The sequence below is a fragment of the Microbacterium sp. CGR2 genome (assembly GCF_003626735.1).
GTDB lineage: Bacteria > Actinomycetota > Actinomycetes > Actinomycetales > Microbacteriaceae > Microbacterium.
Genome location: NZ_RBHX01000001.1, coordinates 3,362,326 through 3,383,110, shown reverse-complemented (window position 1 = coordinate 3,383,110; position 20,785 = coordinate 3,362,326). Strand labels below are relative to the sequence as shown.

The following is a 20,785-nucleotide window of genomic DNA, read 5'->3' as shown; positions in this document are numbered from 1 at the left end:
TGTTGGTTTCCAGCCGAGAAGAGCGCGAACAGCGTGTGTGGGCTGGTTTTGCGACTCGGATGCGGGTGGTGGGACTCCGACTTCACTGGGCGGCGCCGACGACTGAGAATTGCGCGCCGACGCTCCGACATGTCGCCTCCGCCTCGACAAGGAGGGTGCTGAGCTGCGCGTGTCGACCCCTCAGGCCCGGAGTCGCACCTCCGGTGTCGATTTCGTACTGGGCCCTTAGCGTGTGCGGGTGGAGCACCACGACTCGGCGCCTGATCTTCCTTCCCCTGCCGAGGAGTTCGTCCGCGAAGCCGGAGGCATCGAGGCCAGGGTTGTCCTCGTTCCACACTCGGGCATTCGCGGACAGCGCCCGGAGCTTCGCCGCGATCGCTTCCGGTTCGGCGTAAGCGAGGTTCTTGATTCCCTGGGCGATGACCACTTCGTACTCGCTCACTGACAACCCACGATCGGAGTCCCCGGCTCTTGCCACCTTTCGCGTGGATGAACGTCAGCAGGCTCTCCCCGTCATCATCGAACGGCGCTAGATGAAGGAAGTCCGCGATCTCGCCGCTCCCGTCATCGCACAACAGAGTTCCGGGACGCCCTTCGCCCCACCGGTCGAATGCCCAGCTGAACAACGAGTCATCACCCATCTCGCCGATGCGAGAGAGGTCAGCCGCGCGCCGATCGGTCGCACCCAGGCGGATCGGCTTCTCCTTCGTGACGTCCACTGCGCGCGGCGTGGTGAAGTCGACCCACTCCCACCCCGTGAACGGCACTGCTGAGTAGTGCGGGAGGTACGCCACTCTCCCGGACACCACGTGGCCGTCGGAGTAACGAATCTTCCCCCATCCCTCCTCCACGAGGATGGTCTCGATAGCCTGCTCGTAGTCGTCGAGCTCATCCGTCTGCCCCGCCGGGACGACCCTCAAGGCAACCGTGTTCGATGCCTGCGGGTATCGGATCTCGAGCACCACATCGGTGATGGGGGCCCCTTGTGCGACGAGATGAACCACCATGTGAACGGTCCGGTCACCGGTGTCATCGTCCTCGATGATCTTCGAGTCCGTCGTGTCGAGGTCAAGACTGACCCGCTCGAGTAGAGCAAAAGCGTCGGCGGCCTCCGACGTCCACGATTCGCGTTCACCCTGAGGCGCCCAACCGATCTCGTCCGGAACTCCGAGTTTGTCCAGCGACCCGAGTGGCTGTGCAAGCTCGGCGATCGGGGCTGCTACCGCTGACGCGCCCGAGAGTAACTTCAGCGCCCACTCCGTTCGCGCACAGAAGTCGGCGAAATCCGCCGACTGGCCCAGCCAGATCCGATGCTTGGACGGCGATAGACCGATCGACTCGTAGTCGTCAACTCCGAGCGGTACTCGCGAGCGACCGGACGAGAAGTGGTAGGTCTGATCGCCGAATTGATCGATCACCGAGCGAACGTTGAGCCCCGTGAGCTGCTTGCTGTCGGCCTTCGTCTGGACCGGGTAGTGCAGGCCCTTCATCCAGACTGTGGGCATCGCCCAGGTGCTATGGGTGAACGCACCGTTGATGAGGTCTGCAGGCATCGGTTTTACCTTCGTCACGCTTCCGTCTTCCACGGCGCGCACAATCCGCCCCCAGTCGGACGGATGCGAGGTGTACACGGCGATCGAACGTGCGCACTTCAGCACGAGGATGAGGTGAAGAACGTCGTTGAGGACTGGGCTTTCGTGACGAGCGCCGGTGGGCGTGCTGATTGTGGCCCCGCGCCACCATGAGGGTGTATCGCGCACGCGGTACACAAATCCCTTTCCCTCGACGGACGCATTCGTGAACTTCTCGACCGCGTGCACGGTGCGGGGCTCTCCCTGCTCGCTGTTCGGACGCCCCGAGAACACCGCATTCCGGATCTCGGCGAGGAGCGTGGCCACGCTCCGGTTCGCCGAGCCGGCCACGAGCAGGCCGAGCGACAGGTACGGCCCGAAATGGGATGGATCGATTGTCATAGTCGAGAGCATATGAGAGCGGTGTCGCTCAGCATGGACGGTGGCAGAACGAACTCGACGATACGGACCCGAGCCGGAATCAGCGCGGCCGTCATCCGGCGCATTGCGGCCCGGGCTTCCTTCTGCTCCTCAGTTAGGGGCACCGAGGACTCCTCGCTTCGTCGGCCAATGTCGGAGGTCCCGGGCACAATGATCCCGTGGCAGACCTTTACACAAAGAATGGCCGTCCGCTTCGACGTAGCGGTGACAAGTTGTTTGCACGCTCGGGAACATATGTGGGCAGGGTCAAGGGTGACTACGTGTTCGACCCTTCGGGACGCTACGCGGGCACGATCGTGGGGGAGCGCATCGTCTATCGCTCCACGCACTCCTCGAGGATCGCGAGCCCGTCGGTGTCGGCGAACCGCGGAGGCAGCGGTGCAGGAAATCGCGGCGCCTCCGGAATTTGGGGCGACGAACCGCCCTTCCCTGACTGAGTCGACGGGCTCAGTATGAGCGTTGGCCCTACAGTGAGTCTGGTGAGGGACCTTCCACTATCAGCAGGCGGCGACCTGGTCACGCGCCTGGCGCGCGAGCGCGATCCCGTTCGCGCTGTCGTCGAGCTTGTCTGGAACGCGATCGATGCCGAGGCCGGCACTGTTCGCGTGCAGTTGGCGCGAACCGATATGGACGCCATCGAGCGTGTGACCGTCGAGGACGACGGCCACGGCATCACGTCGGACGAGGTGCAAGCCACATTCGGTCGTATTGGCGGGTCATGGAAGGCGCTCGCCAGCCGCTCCAAGAACGACAAGCGCGGCCTTCACGGGAAGCTCGGCGAGGGCCGTCTGCGCGCCTTTGCGCTCGGCTCACGAGTGACGTGGGCGAGCGAAAGCGTTAATGCGGTCGGCGAGAGCGAACGTGTCGTCATCGAGGGCGTCAAGGAGCGGTCAGAGCCCTTCAGCTGGGAAGCTTCACCTTCGACCGAGACGACGACCGGCACGGTCGTGACCGCTCTGAACGAACAAGACCGCAGCCTTAACTCCCTTCTGAGCGACACGACTCTCGCGACGCTCACGTCTCACTTCGCTCCAGTGCTCCTCAACGACGACTCGCTGACGGTGATCTTTGACGGCTCGAAGCTGAACCCGAGCGATGAGATATTGGATGACACCACTGTCGAAGTCGGCCTCGACATCGACCAGGACGCTGTGCTCTCAATCCGCATCATCGAATGGCGCAAGGGCAAGCATCGCGCGATCTACTTCGGTGAGGACGCGGAGCGATTTGTCGTCGAAATGTCGGGGGCCGAACTCGAGAGCCAGACGGCCTACTCGGCCTACGTCACCTGGAGTGGCTTCGACGTCGACTCGCTGTCGGAGCTCGGACTCGGCGAGATGGCTCCAGACCCGGCCGGTGCTGTTTGGCGAGCTACCAAGACTGCGGTGCGCGAGCACTTCGCCTCGCGGCGTCGTTCGCGCCGTCGCGATCAAATCGACGAGTGGAAGTCGAAGGGTATCTACCCGTACGAGGCGGAGCCTACGACTGAAGCTGACAAGGCCGAGCGGGCTGTCTTCGACATCGTGTCTAGTGCCCTTGTGCCGCAGATCCCGAAGCGAAAGGACGGAGCACAGCTGACCCTGAACCTTCTTCGCGATGCGTTGAAGACTGATCCGGAGAACTTGGCTCTGCTGGTCAGCGAGTTCGTCGCCCTCACTGAGCAAGATCGACAGGCACTCACCAAGCTGCTCAGCGAGACGACGCTCGCAGGTGTGATCCGTGCCGCCAACCTCGTGACAAGTCGCACGAAGTTTCTCGCCGGGCTCGAGCACCTGCTCTTCGATCCAGACGACTCGAAGAAGGTTGGCGAACGCGACCACCTCCACAAGATCCTCGAGCACGAGCTCTGGATCTTCGGCGAGGAATACCACTTCATGAATAGTGAGCGAGGGCTCACACAGATGCTGCGTACGCACCTCAAGCTCGAAGGCTTGCCGACAGGCAAGGCTGAACCGGTCAAACGATGGGACGGCAAGAGTGGACGAATAGATCTCCACCTCGCCGTCAAGGCAAAGGAGCACGACCGAATCCGTCATCTCGTGATCGAGCTGAAAGCGCCGGGCATCACTGCTGGTCGCACCGAGCGGAACCAGATCGAGGACTACATCAACGTCGTCGCCGACAACGCCGCGTTCGCGAGCGATCGCTCGGTGTGGGAGGTCATTCTCGTGGTCACCGACTACGACGGTGTTATGGACAACTCGATCATCGGATCCGACCGCGAACTTGGACTGGTCTTCGAGCCCGACAAGAAGCCCGGCCGTCCGACCGTGCGAGCGTACGTGCGCCGCTGGCGAGACATCATCGATGAGAACAAGAGACGCTTGGACTTCGTGACCAGCTCTCTCGAGTTCGACCCCTCGCTCGCCGAGGGCCTGGCATTCATCCGTGAAGAATATTCGGAGTTGATCCCGGATAATTTGGCCGCTGACGAGGAGCCCCGCGGCGGCGATAGCTAGCTGGGCCGGTTCGGTTGGACGTGATGCCTAGTTTCGGTCTAAGCCATGTCGACGACTGTCGAGAGCGTCCTTGAAGTGACTTTCAGCCGCATCGATGTCCCGAGTGGGCGTCGACGGGTCGAACACGCGCAGCAGCGAGAACTGGAAGCTGGACGGGTCCAGCCTGCGTAGTTCGACGTTCCCTCCGTGACCGTTCGTCGCGTACGCGTTCCAGCGCTGACGGATGCTCTCTGCACCATCCGCCTTGCCGACATAGTGACGCCCGTCGTGAGTGTCGGTGATGAGGTATATGCCGACGACCGAAGCCAGCGCCGTACGCCACGACGCGTAGCGGTGCTCGCGCATCACCGCTTGCAGCCGCGCATGACTCAGGACGAGCCGGTCAAAACCCGGGAAGGGGATCGGCTCGGCATCTGCAATTCCTACGACGGGATAGCTCGCTGCGGTGGTCGCGTTCATTCGCCAGGTGCGGGGGGATCGCCACCCGATCACTAGCCGGTTTCGCAGGTCCACCATGAGCTCGGACTCGACCACGTCGAACGTTCTGATGATCCCATTGTTCGCGAGTTCACCGCGGTTCTCGACGACCGACCAAAGTCGCGCCTGGTCGCCGCCTTCCTTGATGAAGACCACCCAAATGCCCGGCGGCACGGCCGGAAATCGCTTCGTGTCCGCGGATTGGTTGCGCGTATATTCGAGAATCTCCGCATGCGTCGAGTCCGCGTGAAGTCCCGTCAGGCCGCTCTCCTCAGACTCCTGCGTAAAGGCATGGCGAATCACGAGAGCCCGAGCTGGATCGATTCCCGCGTCGAGCAGCAGCGGTCCGAGAGTTAGCGCCATTGGTCGATCGCTCCTGTTTCCTCAACGTCGACCGTCCATACGGTCAAGTTTGGCGGTGGTGGTCTACTCCTGGCGAACCTATCGTTTAGCGGTGACCTGCTCGCGGATGATCTCGACGATGTTGTCACGGTAGCGCGGCTTCACCCGATGCCGCGTACCGGCCTTCATCTCCTTGACAAGCTTTTCGATCGACTCGGCGTGGCGGAAGCTACCACCAACCGTGAAATAGGCGCGCAGCCAGGGGGCGGGCTCCACCAGATACCCTTCGGCTGAGAACGCACGAACGAGCTGCACGACGGCATCCTTACCGCGACCGGAGCTGAGTCCGTTGTAATCCTCGTTCCAAATCATCTCCGCGGCAGCCAGCATTAGGGAATCGGCCGGCGCGACGCTCCCGCCCGCGTGCAGGTTGGTCGCCCCGAGCGCGTCGAGCCAGATCCGCACCATGTCGTATCGAGACCAGATCAGGACGAACAACTTTCCCACCGAATCCGCTTCCACAGCGCGCCGGACGGTCTCAAGCTCGCGCTGCTCGAACGGATGCAACACAACGATGGCATGGTCGATGACCTTGTCCTCGCGATCGAGCCGGGAAAGCCACAAGGGCGAATCCACGCACCGGCAGGACCATCCGAAGACAGCACGCTCGGTCCGCCGCGTCGCGCTGCCAGGGTTTACGCTCCGAGCGATCCAGGCGCGACTGGAGAAGATCCGTTTCACCCACCCGGACACGTTGCTGTTCTCCACACGCGTCGGGACACCGCACACGACGAACAACATCCGCAGGCAGCTCCGTGACGTAATGCAGCAAGCCGGCGTTCCTGACGTCACCCCGCACCGGTTCCGCCGCACCGCCGCGACCGCGATCAATGAGGTCGGGGGACTGCAGCTCGCCTCCGAACTCCTCGGACACAGCGACCCCTCGATCACCCGGGATCACTACATCCGCCGCAACGAGACCGTGAACCCGGTCACAGCGGACTTCCTGGAACAAGCGTTCGGAAGACCAGCGTGATGGTGGGGCAGATCCGCGGCCAGGGCGCGAGACGGCGTGTTTCGTCACGCGACCTGGCGGTTTCTGCGGGGGAGAGCACGCCATGCTGAGCAGCATCCCCGTGTCTGTCGGGGGTGTACGACAGAATGGAGACATGCTTGAAACCGCCGCAACTCCTGCCGACACGGCAGAACTGCGCAAGGCTCGCGGCGCGTTCTTCACGCCCGATGCGATAACGCGCTACATGACCGACTGGGCGATCCGAAGCTCAACGGACACCGTCCTCGAACCCTCCGCTGGTGATGCGGCCTTCCTCGTCCAAGCAGTGCGCCGCCTCCACGAGCACGGCGCTGGCACGCCCGCCGTGGACGGTGTCGAGATCCACGAGCATAGTGCCGCAGTCGCGCACCGTCGGGTTGAGGACGCCGGGGGGAGCCCGAACATCACGGTGAGCGACTTCTTCCTCGTCGAGCCAGAAGCCCGTTACTCCGTGGTAGTCGGCAATCCGCCCTACATCCGCTACCAGGACTTCACCGGCGAGTCTCGAATCAGGTCACGCGCAGCAGCCCTGAAAGCCGGGGTCTCTCTGACCGCGCTGGCATCAAGCTGGGCTGCGTTCACGGTCCACTCCGCCCTCTTCTTGAAGGACGGCGGGCGGATGGGGCTTGTGCTCCCCGCGGAGCTCCTCAGCGTGAACTATGCGGCGGCTGTTCGACAGTTCCTCTTCGACCGATTCCGCAGCGTTGAACTCGTCCTTTTCGCCGAACAGGTTTTCCCCGAAGCAGAAGCTGATGTCGTGCTGCTCCTCGCAGATGGGTTCAACGAGGGGCCAACCGATCACGCGACGATCTACCAGGCTCAAGACGCCAATGCTCTCGCATCGCTTACCGGTTCGCATACTTGGAAGCCCGCCGACCCGTCAGCGAAATGGACAGGGCTACTGGTAGACCCTGACGCGGTGGAGCCCCTTCGCACCCTCCGAGCAGAAGGCCACTTCACAAGCCTCGACACCTGGGGCGACACCACGCTTGGAATGGTCACCGGGAACAATCGTTACTTCGCCCTCTCACCGGCACGAGTCGAGGAACTCGGTCTGCCTCGCAAAGACCTTGTTCGGCTCTCACCGCCTGGCAGTTCCCATCTCAGAGGACTTGAACTCTCCAGCAGCGCGATGATCAAGCTCGGGCAACAAGGCAAATCCACCTGGCTATTCCGCCCAGCCGACAGGCCGTCCCCAGCTGCGCAGGCATACATCGACACCGGACACCTCGCGGGTGTCGACGAAGCATACAAGTGCCGGGTACGGAAGCCATGGTACCGAGTGCCGCTTCTGCCACCCGCCGACTTGATGCTGACATGCATGAACGCCGACACCCCGAGACTCACGACAAACACGGCGGGCGCGCACCACCTCAACTCTGTCCACGGCGTCTACCTCAACGAGCAAAATCGGGAGCTAGGCCGCGACCTTCTGCCCATCGCAAGCCTCAACTCGGTCACTCTTCTCAACGCCGAAATGGTGGGACGCGCGTATGGAGGAGGGATCCTCAAGCTCGAGCCGCGCGAGGCCGATGTCTGGGCAATGCCCTCACCCGCCCATGTACAAGCTTGCGCCGAGCAACTGCGTCTCATCAAACAAGACGTCACGAAGCTCCTCCAACAAGGAGACCTCATCGCAGCAGTCAAGCTCGTCGACGACGTACTGCTCGTCGACCCCGAGCTTGTTACAGAATCCGAACTCGACCATGTGCGAGACGCCCACGCCGCCCTGGCTGGCCGACGCCAAACAAGGGGACGAAGTGGCCGCTGAACCATCGACAAAGGCGAAAGCATGGGCGATCTTTGATCGCATCGTCGCTGATGCCGCCCCCAACGGGGAGCACAGCAACCCTTGGGTTAAAGACGAGAGTGGAGCTCTCTCTTACGAGCCCGACTATGACACGCTCATCAAGCTTCTCGGAGTCCCGCTCTACCTGAAAGCCCCAACCACGACGGGCGTACCCGCTCTCGCGTTGGACGTCTGGCTTTCGTATGAGCTCCGTCGCTCTGGGCTCGACGCCGATGCCGTCTGGCCACGCCCGTCTGCGCCGCGGATCTTGCCTGGCCCCATCGTGAGCCTGCTCAACAAGGTCACGGCCAAGGAACGCGATGCGCTCTGGAAGAGACTTCAGGCAAAGACACCGCCCACCGGAGCAGCCGCCTCCTCGGCGAACATCCTTGGTAAGAACTACCTCAAACAAGTCGACGTCGTCATGTCGAACTGGGCGGCAGGACCAGAGCTCCTCATCAGTACAAAACGGATGGACTCCAGCTTCGGTAAGAACGCTGCCAACCGGGTCGAGGAATCTTACGGCGATGCGAAGAACCTCCGCCTCCGCCACCCCCTTGCCGCGCTCGGCTTCGTCTACGGGCTCCGATCCACCATCTTTGACGAGTCGCCCGACAAGGCGGAATGGCTCATCGACCTCCTCCAGAAGCTCGGACGCGAAGACGACGCATACCACGCTGTATCGCTCATCGTCATCGAGTATGGCCCCCACCTCGCCGTTGACGAAACCGCGGACGATGAGGGCGACGGCGAGGACCCACTGGTCGAGGCCGGTGTAATCGAAACAGATGAAGCAGACGGGGGCCAAGAGGAGTACATCGAACAGTCGGAGATCGACATCGCGTTGGCCACCCTTCCCGTTGTCGAGCTCCCATGGGAGCGAGTCCCCGTCGATCTTCGACCGGATCGTTTCATCGCAGAAATGATCCGCCGCGTTATCGACGCCACACCAGTCAATCTCCATAAGAACGCAAGAGCCCGGCGCGCAGAGGCCGAGCCCAGGCCGCTGCTGGGCGCTGAATCATAGGTCTGCGCCTGAAACCGGGAGTACTGGAATGAGCGACATCGAAGTTGCCAAGGACTCATTCGCTGAGATGCTGGACAGTCTTGTGCGAGGAGACCCCAACGAGTTTCTGCACCTATTGAGCGCGTACGACGTCCCGCTGCGCCTTCAGCACTCGATGGCCACTGTTCGGACTCATTTTGTCTCGGTGGACGCGAACGGTCAGCCGGCGATCGACCTCCTCGCTACTGCAATGGCAAGGGCAGCGATGGATTTCTGTATTCCACGTTCGCGTATCGAACAAGCACTCAAGCACCTCCAGGAGACTGGATCCACCAGCCAATTCTCTCGTCTCGAGCAGCAAGCGAGAGAGCTTTTCGTGGACGGAGATGGAACTGGTGAGGGAGGCGAGCTTCTCCTGTTCCTCCTCATGGAGCAGGTGCTCCAGCTCCCACAGCTGTTGGCCAAGATGTCGTTGAAGACGAACAACAACGTTCACGTACACGGGTCGGACGGAGTGCACGCGAAGCTCGGTGAAGACGGTGTGCTCGACCTCTACTGGGGCGAGTCGAAACTCTACAAGTCAAGTTCAGATGCCTTCACCGACTGCTTCGACAGCATCGGTCCGTTCCTCGGCGCCGATGGTGATACTCGTCGTCGCGATCTCCTACTGGTACGCGAAAACCTAAATGTTCAGCAGGACGAGCTGGCTGCGCATCTACTTCAGTACTTCGACGAGACCAACTCGAAGGCGCTCAAGGTGCGTTGGAACGGGGTATGCCTAATCGGGTTTGATTATGCGGCATACCCAGACATGACGAAGCTTGCCGATGCACACGAAATCGAGATCGCCAAAGCCGTCAAACGATGGCAGACATCCATCCGAGCCAGGCTTGAAAAGAATGCGCTCCTTGAAGTGAATATCGACGTATTCTGCGTTCCTTTCCCGGATGTCGATGCCATGCGAAAAGCCGTCAGAAAGAAACTCGGTGTGGCATGACGGATCTGTCCCAGGTCGTCTTTGACTCGCAGAAGTTTCGCGGCATTCTTCAGTCCATCCGTCTACGCACACTTCACGCTGAATTCCCGATGATCGAGATGGACAGTCCGCCCACCGAGATCGACTGGAACTACGCGCTGTTGTGCGCGAGTGCGCTATCAGCTGTCCCGACCGAGCGCGCACAGAACACCGTCCTTAGGGTCACGGCAGCTTGTCTGGCTCTTAGCGACACCGACGACACTCACAAGAGCGCAGCTACGGCCATCCTCGATCGCGTCGGGAACCACAGGTCAGTGGAGCTCGCGGAATCACGAGATCTTGTACAACCAGGCTTGTGGAAACAGTTTCCACCCTTGCTTCGCTTGGAGACGATCAAGAAGCGCCTCCAGCTTTCCATCCCGCTGTCGAGCGGCGAGAACCTCGCGGTGAACTCATTCCAGAGTGAACTGTGGAAGGACGCGGCGGACTTTGACTGGGTGAGCGTGTCAGCACCGACGTCTGCCGGAAAATCTCGAATCGTGCATGAATGGTTCCTAGACAAACTCCGACAGAACGATAGGTTCACGGCCGTCTACCTTGCGCCCACCCGAGCCCTCGTCGAAGAAGTATCAGCAGACTTTCGAGAAGCGGCCCCGACAGATACCAGTATCGTTGTGATGCCCTGGGATCCCGAGCTCGACCAGACGAAACGCCGCGTCCTTGTCGTGACGCAAGAGAGACTCCATCTCATTCAGCAGTCACGCCATCCGTTCGATATCGACCTTCTGTTCGTCGACGAGGCTCAAGGACTTGGTAACGCGGAGCGCGGTGTGTTGCTTCAGCAAGTGCTAGACCGTGCTGTCGAGGATCGACCAGGCTTGCAAGTCATTTTCGCGAGCCCGCTCAGTGCGAACCCGGCGATATTGCTGAGCGACAAGCCAGCCGCGGCTCGTTCGAGGGCAACGACTTCCGAAGCGGTCACTGTCAACCAGAACCTCATCCGGGTCGAGGGCGTGTATCGCGCACCCGCGAAAAGAATCGTATCGCTGGTGGATGAAGGGCGGGTTCTCCAAGTCGCCAGCTTCGAGCTGCAGCAACGTGCCACTCGAGTACCGATGCGAATCGCATATGTCGCACATGCACTCGGAGGTAGCGATGGCGGCAACATCGTCTACGTAAACGGTGCTGATGATGCGGAGAAGGTCGCCAAGAACATCTCCGATCTTCTGTCCGAAGCAGAGGACGACGAAGACATCAGCAACCTCCAAGACCTGGTGCGTACTGCCGTCCACCCGAAGTACAGCCTTGCTGACGCGCTCGCGAAACGTGTGGCGTTCCACTACGGCAACATGCCACTTGCCATCAGGTCTGAAATCGAGCGGCTCTTTGGAGACGGCAAGATTGAGTTCCTCGTCTGCACCTCCACCCTCCTCGAAGGTGTCAACCTCCCATGCCGAACGATCTTCATGCGCAATCCACAAAAAGGACGCGGCCGCCCACTCACTGAAGCCGACTTCTGGAACCTCGCGGGTCGGGCAGGCCGATGGGGCAAAGAGTTCCAGGGCAACATCGTCTGTATCGACACCGACGACGAGAGCCTGTGGCCGAATCTGCCCACGGTTCGACGCCGATCGAATTTGAAGGTTGCCACTCACCACGGGCTCAAAGACGTGGCTCCGCTGATCTCATACATACGCAGCGACTTCGCAGTCGGATCAGATTCAGCTTCCGAAAACCTATTCTCCTATCTGGCGGCGCAGCAGTCGTCAGGGCGAGACATCACTCACCACCTGCAGCGCATCACGGTTCCGGCCGAGCGAACTGAAGTGGAACGCGCTCTCGTGCGCGCCGTCGAAGACGCCCAGTTCCCGCTAGACCTTATCCCTCGACATGCAGGTATATCCCCGATCGCTATGCAACGTCTCCTGGAGCATTTCAGGGCGATCGGCAACGATCCGCATGACTTCACATTGCCGCTGCCTGAGGAGCCGGACTCACGGCAGCGCTACCAGGACGCCCTCGTGCTCATTGGGGCGACGATGACGGCGGCGTTTGGTCTCCCGCCAGGTCCCGGGGAGACTGACAGGCGAAAGTGGCAGCTCGCAAACTTGATCGTCAACTGGATGAAGGGCATGCCCCTTGCCCGACTGATCGAGCAGCGTGCTACTGGAAAGACGCCAATCGCGAAGGCGATCAGGGACGTGATGGCAGACATCGAGACAGTCGCTCGATTCCAAGCACCGAAATACTTGTCGTGCTACTCGGACGTTCTCGCTGCCTACGCTGCAGAGAGAGGCATCCACGACGTCGGGCATGGCCAGGACATCACCATGCTTCTCGAACTAGGAGTTTCCCGACCGAGCGAGGTCGTCCTGATGGCTTTAGGGCTATCGCGAACGGCAACTATTGCTCTCTCGCAATACGTCACCGTCGACACCTGGACTTCGTCCGAGAGTCGCGACTGGCTTGCGCGTCAGAATATCGAAGGAATGGACGTCCCTGTCCTGATCCAACAGGAGATCATCAACCTCATCAACGCTCAAGCGTTGAGCCATCGCAAAAGTGAATAGGCGGGAATCTTGTTATTCGCCACGACACCATCACCGCGCCGGACCTCACCGCATAGGCGCCGTTCATCTCAGGCAGCATCCGAAACGATCGAAAGCTTGAAAAGATCAGCTGGTAGCCGCCCAGTGTGCGTGCGCCCATCCGTGTCAAGAGCGGGCGCGCATCGCCTGAAGCATTACGAGGAGACGGAGGGGAACCATGGCTCGAAGTGACACACTCCGTTCGGAGCTCGTGCGCCTCCAGAGTCGCAAGGCGACGCTGACAGGCGACATCGCAAAGGCCGAAAAGGACGCCGCCTCTGCACGCGAAAGCGCGCGAAAGAAGCGCGAGCAAGCCGCCCGGTCGAAGAGCGCGTCAACGATTCGGACCTCACTGTCCGCTGCCGAGCGTGAGGATAAGAAGGGCGCAGCAGCGGAGTCCAAGATCGCGAAGGCGCGAAAGGACCTCGCCTCGGTTGACAAGTCGATCGCCACAAAGACCACATCACTCCGGTCTGCTGACAACAGCGAACGTCGCTCAGCAGAGAGCAAGCAGAAGCAGGTCGACTCGCGTCGCCGACAAGAAGAGCGAACCCACGCGCGCGAGATCGCCCGCCTCACCACCCCTCCCGTGCAGATCAGCTATGTCGAAGTGCGACCACCTGAGCCGGAAAAGCTGCGGGTGCTGTACATCACGGCCAACCCGGAGGCGACGGAGGAGACGATCACCACTCCAGACGGTACCGAGCAACGCTTCGGTACCTGGCTTCGCGTCGACCAGGAAGTACGCCAAGTGCGCCAGGCACTGCGCGGCTCCAAGTACCGTGATCTCGTGCAAGTCGACCATGCGCCAGCCGCGACGGTCAACGACCTCCTCGACGGGCTGAACGACCATCGACCGCACATCGTCCACTTCTCCGGCCATGCGGGCCCGCATGGCCTACTCATGGAGAACGACGCGGGCGATGAAGACGGCGCCGACGTCACCTTCGAACTCCTCGCGCGCGTGCTCGGCGCGACCGATGAGCCGCCGCGCCTGCTCGTGCTGAACGCCTGCGAAAGTCTCGCGGGCGCCGATGACATGCTGCAGACGGTGCCGGCAGTGATCGGAATGTCAGACAGTATCGATGACACATCCGCGATCGTGTTCGCGTCCGCGTTCTACTCGGCCATCGCCTCGGCGCAGTCCCTAGCATCCGCACTCGAGCAGGCGAAGGTCCGAATGCTTGCGGCTGCCCTCGACGGATCGGAGCTGCCCGAACTGCGTGTCCGCGATGACGTCGATCCGGCAACTCTTGTGCTCGTCACGCCGCCCTGCCTGACGCATCGAGATACCACCCCTGCGGTCCGCTTAGCCGCCGGCGTACCCGGGGCTCACCCCTCGGGAGCCTTAACACGTCGGCCCTTCGGCGCTGGTTCAGAGCCTCTCTGAGCAGTTCCTACTAACCCATTCCAACTGGACGCGTCCGCCGGCGCGACAGCTTAGCCGTCCGTCCCTATCTGTAGGTGCATCACCGTTCGACATGATAGAAAGGCGATCGGGAACCTACGTTATCGTCAGGCGCGCCCGTTTTGGATGAGCCTCTCATAAACCCCGCGTAAACCCCTGACGCAGCTGTCGGCGACTAACAAGAGCCGGGACCTGGCCGGGACCTGATGCATGCGAACCATGCAATCCATGGCGTGAAATGAGGTCGTTTGAGGGGTAGAGAGACCCGGAAAATCAATGATCTGGGCTGAACCGTCTACCTGGGGGTCAAGTGCGGTAGTGGCTGGTTCAGCCTGAAAAGTGAACAACGGGATGTGGCGCAGCTTGGTAGCGCACCTGACTGGGGGTCAAGGGGTTTACCCCGCTCTGGTCGGCCCGAACAACTGAAAATTGATGCCACGGGCTGTGGCGCAGCTTGGTAGCGCACCTGACTGGGGGTCAGGGGGTCGCAGGTTCAAATCCTGTCAGCCCGACGTAAAAGCCCTGATGAGAACCCATTTTCATCAGGGCTTCGTCATGTCTGGCGACGAGTTATTGTTGGTCCCCCTCTGGTCCCCTTGCCGAGGCGCCCGACGCGGGTTCGGGTCCCTGATGGCCCTGGCCTGTGGACAAGGGGGACCAAAAGGGGACCAGAGCCGCAAGCAGGGTGTGCTCCGGCTTCTAGAGCGATCGCGGAGTCTTGCTGCGAGGCGAACCGGCGGCATTGGCCGAGCGCGCCAGGAATGCGTTCGCCTGCTCTGCAGCTGATGAGAGGTGACGGTCGTCGGGGTGCAGGTATCCGCGGGTGGTCTCGACGGAGGCGTGGCCGAGGATGTCCTGGAGGACGTGCAGCGGGATGCCCGCGTCGGCCATCCAGGTGGCTCCGGTGTGCCGGAGGCCGTGCCGTGTGAGATCAGGCAAGCCAAGATCGCTGACGATCTGGTCCCAGTTCGTCGCGTCCCGCGCATTGCTGCGGTGACGGAAAGCTCGGTTTCGCGCAGGTACTTTGCCAGGCATTCGGCGCGGACCATTGTGAGGAAGGCAAGCGGTGTCTTGCCGTAGGCATCGATGAACACGCGACTAAGTTGCGAAGGCGACAGATGAACTTTCGCTGCGAGCTCCTCGAGCGTCCAGCGATCCTCGGGGGTGTCGCGAAGCAACGCGGCAGCCTGCCGGACCTCGGCGCGAAGCGGGGCGAACCGGCGTTCCCGCGGCAACGTGGGCCGGATGTGCGCGCGTTGAGACGGCGATATCCGAACCGACGAGATCTTGATTTGAGGGGCGATCTCGTGCGCGACCTGGAACCACAAAGCCTGCATGCGGAAGTAGTTGCGGGCGAAGCGTCCGTCCAGGCTGAGGTGGACGAGCTCGTCTAGCCAGGGCGCGAGCATGCCCGCGCGATCCTCGCCGAGTCGCAGGATTTGCGCAGGCTCTGCATAGATTGTCGCGGCCAACTCGTGTGCTTCAAGACGGTCCTCGATCAGCCCGGCAAACTGCCACCGCACTTGATCGAGAACGTAGTCGGTATCGAGATACACGGTCGTGACCGTGACGTGGCCCTCAGGTTCCGATGCGCAGAGGACATTCGCTCCGAGGAGGATGACATCACCTGGTCGGACGGGCTTCTGCCCGAACTCGCTGAACAGAACCGCTGATCCGTCGCGAACCACAATCACTTTCACGCAGTCGTAGGCCGCCGGCCCGACTGGCTTGTACACCGTTCGCGACCGGACCAAGATCGGAGCAAAGGTTCGCTCCGCTCCTGCAATGGGATCGACCTCGCGAGCTGTGTCTTCGGTAGCGTTCGCGGCCCTCATACGGATCGGTCCTGACGGGCTGCGCGTCCGAACTCTCCGGAACAGTCAGTTCCTGTCCGCGGCGCTAGATGCCAGTCGGCGCGCGTGGGCCTTCCTGTCGATGAGAAGTGCTACGACGACACCAGCCACCGCAAGGATCGGCATGAATGACCCGATCACCGCGGCGATCCCGAGGGGGAAGGAACTTCCGTTCAGGACGAACACCATTCCGAGGACGTCCTGAAGTACGAAGGCCGCGAACAGGCCTGCAATCAAGCCGAGTGCACCGATGCCGATGGAACGCCATACGCTCGGGGACTTCCTGGCAGGAGGCTGCGGCGAGTTCCAGGGGGAGGGGCCGGTGTACACGACCGGCCAGTGCTGCGTCGGATCAGGTGCACCTTGGTGCGCCCCGGCCACCGGCCGCTGCGGTCGAATGTCACCACCGGACCAGTGCTCCGAAGCGGCGGCAGGCGACGGCTGGGGCGCGTTCGACTGCTGTAGCGGAGCGTTGTCGGAAGGTGCCGTATGCTGCTGCGGATGGACCTGCGGCTGAGGCCACCACGATTGTGCGAGGTATCTCCGCGACACTTCGTCGGCGTGCGCGTCATCGGGCAATTCGTTCATCAGGACAGCTCCGTTCTCGTTCGTGGCGTCCGGTTGTGCTCAGGCCTTGCTGCGGTTGGTCATCGCTTGGATTCCCCAGGCGAGGAGTCCACCGACTGCGCCGATCATCGCTCCGACAAACAGCCCGCTTGGGATGGCAGCGATGCGAGGGATGACGCTTGCTCCGGGGCCGTTGCCGATAGACGGCGGGTTGCCTTGGAACGCGAAGTCCCAGAGCAACTGGTGGGTGATAACGAGCATCACTCCGAAGATCGCCCCGATGACCAACACGGTCAGGAACGGATTGGGGACGCGCTTGACGACGGCCACAACGATCCACAGCACCACCGGGCCGATCGCGAGAACCCACGTAATCGGGCTCCCCTCTTCGATCACATGCAAGTCGTGCAGGATGACCCTGATGACGGCGACAGCGGCAAGGCCGATGAGCGCCACAACCGGTAGCCCGAGGGGGCGTCGTCGCTCGGCAGGAGGATTGGGCCGAGGAGTCTCGTAGATCATGCGCCAACGGTAGGCAACAGGATGTGCTCTGATAGTCCGTACTGGAGCGACGATAAGGGTCGCGTTGGGGCGACACCCGGTTCGACAGTGCGCTTGATGTCACCGACGCCGTGCCTTCTGGATCGACTCAGCGACCAGTCCACTGAGCGCGCCGAATCCCGCGGATCTGCCTACCTCGATGGTGCCGGCAAGGAGGTTTAGGCCGATGCCGTGGTCGGGCCAGTCGCCGAGGAGGATGGTGGTCGCCCCGAGGAGGAAGGCAAAGAGAATCCCGGAGAGAGTGAGTGTAAGGACTGGTCGCGGTACGTGGCCGAAGCCGGCTCCCAGTACCCAGATGACGAAGGTGGCGAAAAAGGCGATCATCGCGGTCGCAATTCCGCCGACGATCGATTCGACTCCGATCAGTCGCAGGATCGGCCAAAGGAGTCCCAGGACACCGAAACCCGTTACTGCTGGCCAGCTCAGTACGGGACGTGGACCGGGCGGCGTCCCTGGCGGCGGAGAAGGCGTTCGTGGCTCGCTCATTCTGCCAAAGTAAGCAACACGGTGCCGGGAGCGCGTGCGCTCTGGAGCGGTTGGGTTGTCGCTCTCGGACGACAACCAGGCGATCAGGTCGGGCGGCACTCGTCCCGCCATAACTGGGTGGTCAGTCGATGGAGGGAGATTCCAGAACGGACGCCGACCAGGAGTCCGAGTGAGGCGAGAGCAGCGCCGATGATTGATGGAGCCGATACATCGGGAGGAAGCGTCGGGCCACCCCCGTGAAGCAGCATGGCGAGTCCGACACCGGCCAGCATGACTCCGATCGCGGAGCCTCCGACGCTGGATAGAACGCGGAGCCGCCATACGCGTCGATCGCGCTCTCGGGCGTCGTGCGAACGTGCTCGAGCGACCTGCGCCTCGGTCAGAGCGTCTGCGTTGGGTGCGCACGACCGATCTCCTCCAACGTGCCCTCGACCACCTGAATCTTGAGGAAGCGTTGACCGATGCCGACCATTGCTACATGCTCGCAGCTGGAGCCTCAGCAGTCCTCGACCCTTCCACGGCTGCGCGCGTGCTCGACGAAGCGCTCGCCGCCTTCGAGGAAGAACTCGGAATTAGTCCCAGGACAGCTTCCGGGCAGACGCCAGCGGACCCAATCGATACCGCAATAGCAAACTTCCTCTGGGCTGCACTTGGTGACCCGCGCTCAGCAGTTCGTTGGCAGGCTGCACACGCAGTGCGTACAGCCATCGAACTCGGCGTCAGCGACGTGATCATTGCGCTCGGCTCGGCAGTCACGCGGGGCGATGCAGCTGGGTACGCCGATGAACGATTCCTCTACTACCAGATGAGCGCAGCAGAGTGGTTCCTGGTCGCTGTCGAGCGAGTAGCACGCGACGACCCCTCTGCCGTCGACGCACTCATGTCCACAGTGATCGAACTAAGCGACCGCTATCCGGACCACGCCGCGATTCAACGGCGCTGCTCATCAGTTGCACTACTGACCACCACACCAATTGGCCGTTCTGTTGGGACAGACTGGAAGGCCAAGCTTGCAGAGCCGGTGACTCTCGAAAGCTGGCACCGCCCCACCCAGCCCGGTCCAATGATGAAGGGCGCACCACACGCTGAGCACCGATTCCATTCAGACTTCGACGAGTATGTCCTCGGAAAACTAACGAAGGCACTCGCCATCACACACCAAGAAGTGCTCGATGCGGCTAGCACGCTCATCCTCGACGAATGGGGATGGCGAGGCAAGGCCAAACGTCTAGAGGACCCGAGGCGGACCGCAGGTGTTTACGAGGACGGTGAAACCTACGGATACAAATGGGAGATTCCTAAAGCTGAGGATCTCGACTACTACCTGGAGCGCCACGCGGCACTTACCACCGCCGGAAGACTCATGCGGACCGTTGCTCCGTACCGCGACCCCGATGCAGAACAGCCCGACGTCCTAGAATGGCTCGCCGACTTCGACGTCGCACGCCACGACGGGCGATGGATTACAGATCAGCGAAGCTCGATCCCTGGTTCATTGGCTACTGCCGGACCGCGAGGAAGTAGCCGGGTTCACGAATCCGAGTTTCTGACCGCCCTCAAACCTGCTGACGGATGGGTGACAGTCTGGCAATCGGCCGCTGCCACTGAGTACGACCGATCCCTGAGCATCGACATCGCATCGGCTCTGGTCACTCCCGAAGCCGCGGGCGCGTTTGTACGTGCGCTGCAAACTGCTGACGGTTACTGGAGCTTCCGAATCCCATCAGCTGACCTCGATGACGAAGACTTCCAGTTCTCCTCGCCTCCGTTCCAGCTTCAAGGTTGGGTGTCAACGCCGAATTCTGAAGGCGGCATCGACCGGCTGGACCCCCTCGCCACCGAACTCACGCCCGAGCTCCCACGCCCTTCCGAGGACATTGCGAAAATGCTCAGCATCACCTCCCGAGACGGCGGCCTCCGCTGGCAGAGCGAGGAGGCGGACGTCGTCTTGGCGTCTGAGACCTGGGCAGAGATTAGCGCCGGCCGTGAACCACACGGCCCATCAGGCCACCGACTGCGGATCACGACCGAAGCGCTCGACCAGTTGCTGGGACGCCTCGATGCCGCGCTCATTGTGGAGGTACGCGTGAGGCGCGAAGATCGTAGCGCTCGCTATGCCGACGTCTCAGACAACGACAATGAAGGAGGTGACGCCGATCATGGCAACGACTTCCGAGTCTTCTCCTACCAGCCAGGAACAGGATGGAACTACTTCAACGGCTGTGTTGGAACTAGGTAAGCTGCTGGCGGCTGAGCTGGAACAGACCGACACTCTCGGACGCTGGATAGCTCACTATCTTGCGGAGCGCCTGACCAGCCTTGAACAGAAGGCTGGACCTGAGAGATCTACCGCCGAGGCTGAGGTTGCCGACCTAATCCTCCGACTCTGGTCGCTTCGCCGTCAGCTTCCCGGCAGTCGGTTACCCCTCGCTGAAGTGGACGAGGTGGAGGCGGCAATCGCGAGGCTGACACCCGGACGAAGACCGTGGGCATATTTCGGCGCATTCGCCGCTGATACCGAGCCAAGCACAGAGGAGACCGAGACAAGCACCACTCTGAAAGCCGCACTGCTCATCGATCGACTCGCCGGCGATCTCGTCCATGGACTGATTGGCCGGGCGGCCGCACTTGCCGAGGAAGACGGCGCGGCTTGGACGAAGCAAGCGGAGAAGATCGGGGACGGGGCGCTGCGGACACTCCGTCGCATTCGCTTCGCCGACAACGGCAGCGAAGACGATGTCGAGAGTCCGGACTGGAACAGTGAGGTCACGAGAAGAGCAACAGCGCTGTCATCGGTGGTGTCGACCCTGGTCACCGCACTTGAAGCTGAGGGTTCGGAGCTTCCGGGTGAGAGCGGTGGCTGACCTTTCCGGCAGCGGTACTGCCAGCATCTGGTGGTTGCACACTGGAGGTCCGTTCTCGTCGACGAAGTGGACCAATCAAGTGACCAACAGCCTGCAAACCCTGCAATATCGGACGCGCGGAGCGCATCGCTGAAACAGGAATAGCCAGGTCAAGAAGGCTAAGAACCTGATCCTGGCACCTGGGGGTCAAGGGGTCGCAGGTTCAAATCCTGTCAGCCCGACCGACAAGCCCCGGAGAACCGCGGAAACACGCGGGTCTCCGGGGTTTTTCTCTGCCTTTCGGTGGCCGAACGACCGTCGTCTCATATGGGCTCACATGACGACGCGAGCCGCACCCTCAGCT

The 20,785-nt window shown here is 61.8% G+C and carries 16 protein-coding genes, 1 tRNA gene and 1 pseudogene; 11 read left to right on the top strand and 7 right to left on the bottom strand.

The genetic code is table 11. The features are described from left to right. Positions 1 to 82 precede the first annotated feature (82 nt). A complete protein-coding gene (locus D7252_RS19855) occupies positions 83 to 442 on the bottom strand; it encodes a hypothetical protein (RefSeq protein ID WP_147406759.1) in 360 nt (119 codons plus the stop codon). Between the two features lie 1,830 nt (positions 443 to 2,272). Here D7252_RS19855 and D7252_RS20255 point away from each other — a divergent pair. Continuing rightward, entirely contained in the window at positions 2,273 to 2,449 is a 177-nt protein-coding gene (locus D7252_RS20255; RefSeq protein WP_215110982.1) for a hypothetical protein, read from the top strand. Between the two features lie 42 nt (positions 2,450 to 2,491). Next, positions 2,492 to 4,471 (top strand): ATP-binding protein, encoded by a 1,980-nt coding sequence (locus D7252_RS16990; protein WP_259461129.1) that lies wholly within the window; start codon positions 2,492 to 2,494, stop codon positions 4,469 to 4,471. Between the two features lie 27 nt (positions 4,472 to 4,498). On the opposite strand, the gene D7252_RS16985 is transcribed toward D7252_RS16990, so the two are convergent. Beyond that, positions 4,499 to 5,251: a GIY-YIG nuclease family protein gene (locus D7252_RS16985; RefSeq protein ID WP_259461128.1), complete on the bottom strand. Its 753-nt coding sequence runs from the start codon at positions 5,249 to 5,251 to the stop codon at positions 4,499 to 4,501. Positions 5,252 to 5,389: 138 nt separating this feature from the next. Further along, on the bottom strand, positions 5,390 to 6,091 hold the full coding sequence (locus tag D7252_RS16980; protein WP_251051631.1) for a hypothetical protein: 702 nt from the start codon (positions 6,089 to 6,091) through the stop codon (positions 5,390 to 5,392). On the opposite strand from D7252_RS16980, the gene D7252_RS16975 reads away from it, so the two are divergent. The 7 genes from D7252_RS16975 (at position 5,976) to D7252_RS16940 (ending at position 14,623) form a co-directional block, all read left to right on the top strand. After that, positions 5,976 to 6,326, top strand: a complete 351-nt coding sequence (locus D7252_RS16975; RefSeq protein ID WP_251051573.1) for a site-specific integrase — start codon at positions 5,976 to 5,978, stop codon at positions 6,324 to 6,326. The genes D7252_RS16980 and D7252_RS16975 overlap by 116 nt on opposite strands. 133 nt (positions 6,327 to 6,459) lie before the next feature. After that, positions 6,460 to 8,115, top strand: a complete 1,656-nt coding sequence (locus tag D7252_RS16970; protein WP_120776456.1) for a class I SAM-dependent DNA methyltransferase — start codon at positions 6,460 to 6,462, stop codon at positions 8,113 to 8,115. Beyond that, the gene (locus D7252_RS16965) at positions 8,105 to 9,160 is read left to right on the top strand and encodes a hypothetical protein (RefSeq protein WP_120777037.1); all 1,056 of its coding nucleotides are present in this window, start codon (positions 8,105 to 8,107) and stop codon (positions 9,158 to 9,160) included. The genes D7252_RS16970 and D7252_RS16965 overlap by 11 nt, the downstream gene beginning before the upstream one ends. Before the next feature lie 28 nt (positions 9,161 to 9,188). Next, positions 9,189 to 10,136 (top strand): DUF1837 domain-containing protein, encoded by a 948-nt coding sequence (locus D7252_RS16960; RefSeq protein ID WP_120776455.1) that lies wholly within the window; start codon positions 9,189 to 9,191, stop codon positions 10,134 to 10,136. Further along, positions 10,133 to 12,685, top strand: a complete 2,553-nt coding sequence (locus D7252_RS16955; protein ID WP_120776454.1) for a DEAD/DEAH box helicase — start codon at positions 10,133 to 10,135, stop codon at positions 12,683 to 12,685. The genes D7252_RS16960 and D7252_RS16955 overlap by 4 nt, the downstream gene beginning before the upstream one ends. Before the next feature lie 196 nt (positions 12,686 to 12,881). Further along, complete coding sequence (locus D7252_RS16950; protein WP_120776453.1) at positions 12,882 to 14,093, top strand: CHAT domain-containing protein; 1,212 nt, start codon at positions 12,882 to 12,884, stop codon at positions 14,091 to 14,093. 456 nt (positions 14,094 to 14,549) lie between these two features. After that, positions 14,550 to 14,623 (top strand) — tRNA-Pro (locus D7252_RS16940). Positions 14,624 to 14,810: 187 nt separating this feature from the next. On the opposite strand, the gene D7252_RS16935 is transcribed toward D7252_RS16940, so the two are convergent. The 4 genes and pseudogenes from D7252_RS16935 to D7252_RS20250 all read right to left on the bottom strand — a co-directional run bounded on the left by D7252_RS16935 (position 14,811) and on the right by D7252_RS20250 (position 17,578). Then, on the bottom strand, positions 14,811 to 15,146 hold the full coding sequence (locus D7252_RS16935) for a tyrosine-type recombinase/integrase (RefSeq protein WP_259461127.1): 336 nt from the start codon (positions 15,144 to 15,146) through the stop codon (positions 14,811 to 14,813). Positions 15,147 to 15,154: 8 nt separating this feature from the next. Further along, a pseudogene (locus tag D7252_RS20460) lies at positions 15,155 to 15,448 on the bottom strand (AraC family transcriptional regulator); the annotation flags it as partial. Positions 15,449 to 16,591: 1,143 nt separating this feature from the next. After that, on the bottom strand, positions 16,592 to 17,053 hold the full coding sequence (locus tag D7252_RS16920) for a hypothetical protein (RefSeq protein ID WP_120776451.1): 462 nt from the start codon (positions 17,051 to 17,053) through the stop codon (positions 16,592 to 16,594). Between the two features lie 99 nt (positions 17,054 to 17,152). Continuing rightward, positions 17,153 to 17,578, bottom strand: a complete 426-nt coding sequence (locus D7252_RS20250; protein ID WP_215110978.1) for a hypothetical protein — start codon at positions 17,576 to 17,578, stop codon at positions 17,153 to 17,155. A gap of 397 nt (positions 17,579 to 17,975) precedes the next feature. Between D7252_RS20250 and D7252_RS16910 the strand changes: the two genes are divergently transcribed. Together D7252_RS16910 and D7252_RS16905 are read left to right on the top strand one after the other, a co-directional pair. Beyond that, positions 17,976 to 19,817: a hypothetical protein gene (locus D7252_RS16910; RefSeq protein WP_215110976.1), complete on the top strand. Its 1,842-nt coding sequence runs from the start codon at positions 17,976 to 17,978 to the stop codon at positions 19,815 to 19,817. Then, a complete protein-coding gene (locus tag D7252_RS16905) occupies positions 19,738 to 20,442 on the top strand; it encodes a hypothetical protein (protein WP_215110974.1) in 705 nt (234 codons plus the stop codon). The genes D7252_RS16910 and D7252_RS16905 overlap by 80 nt, the downstream gene beginning before the upstream one ends. The last annotated feature ends 343 nt before the right edge of the window (positions 20,443 to 20,785 follow it).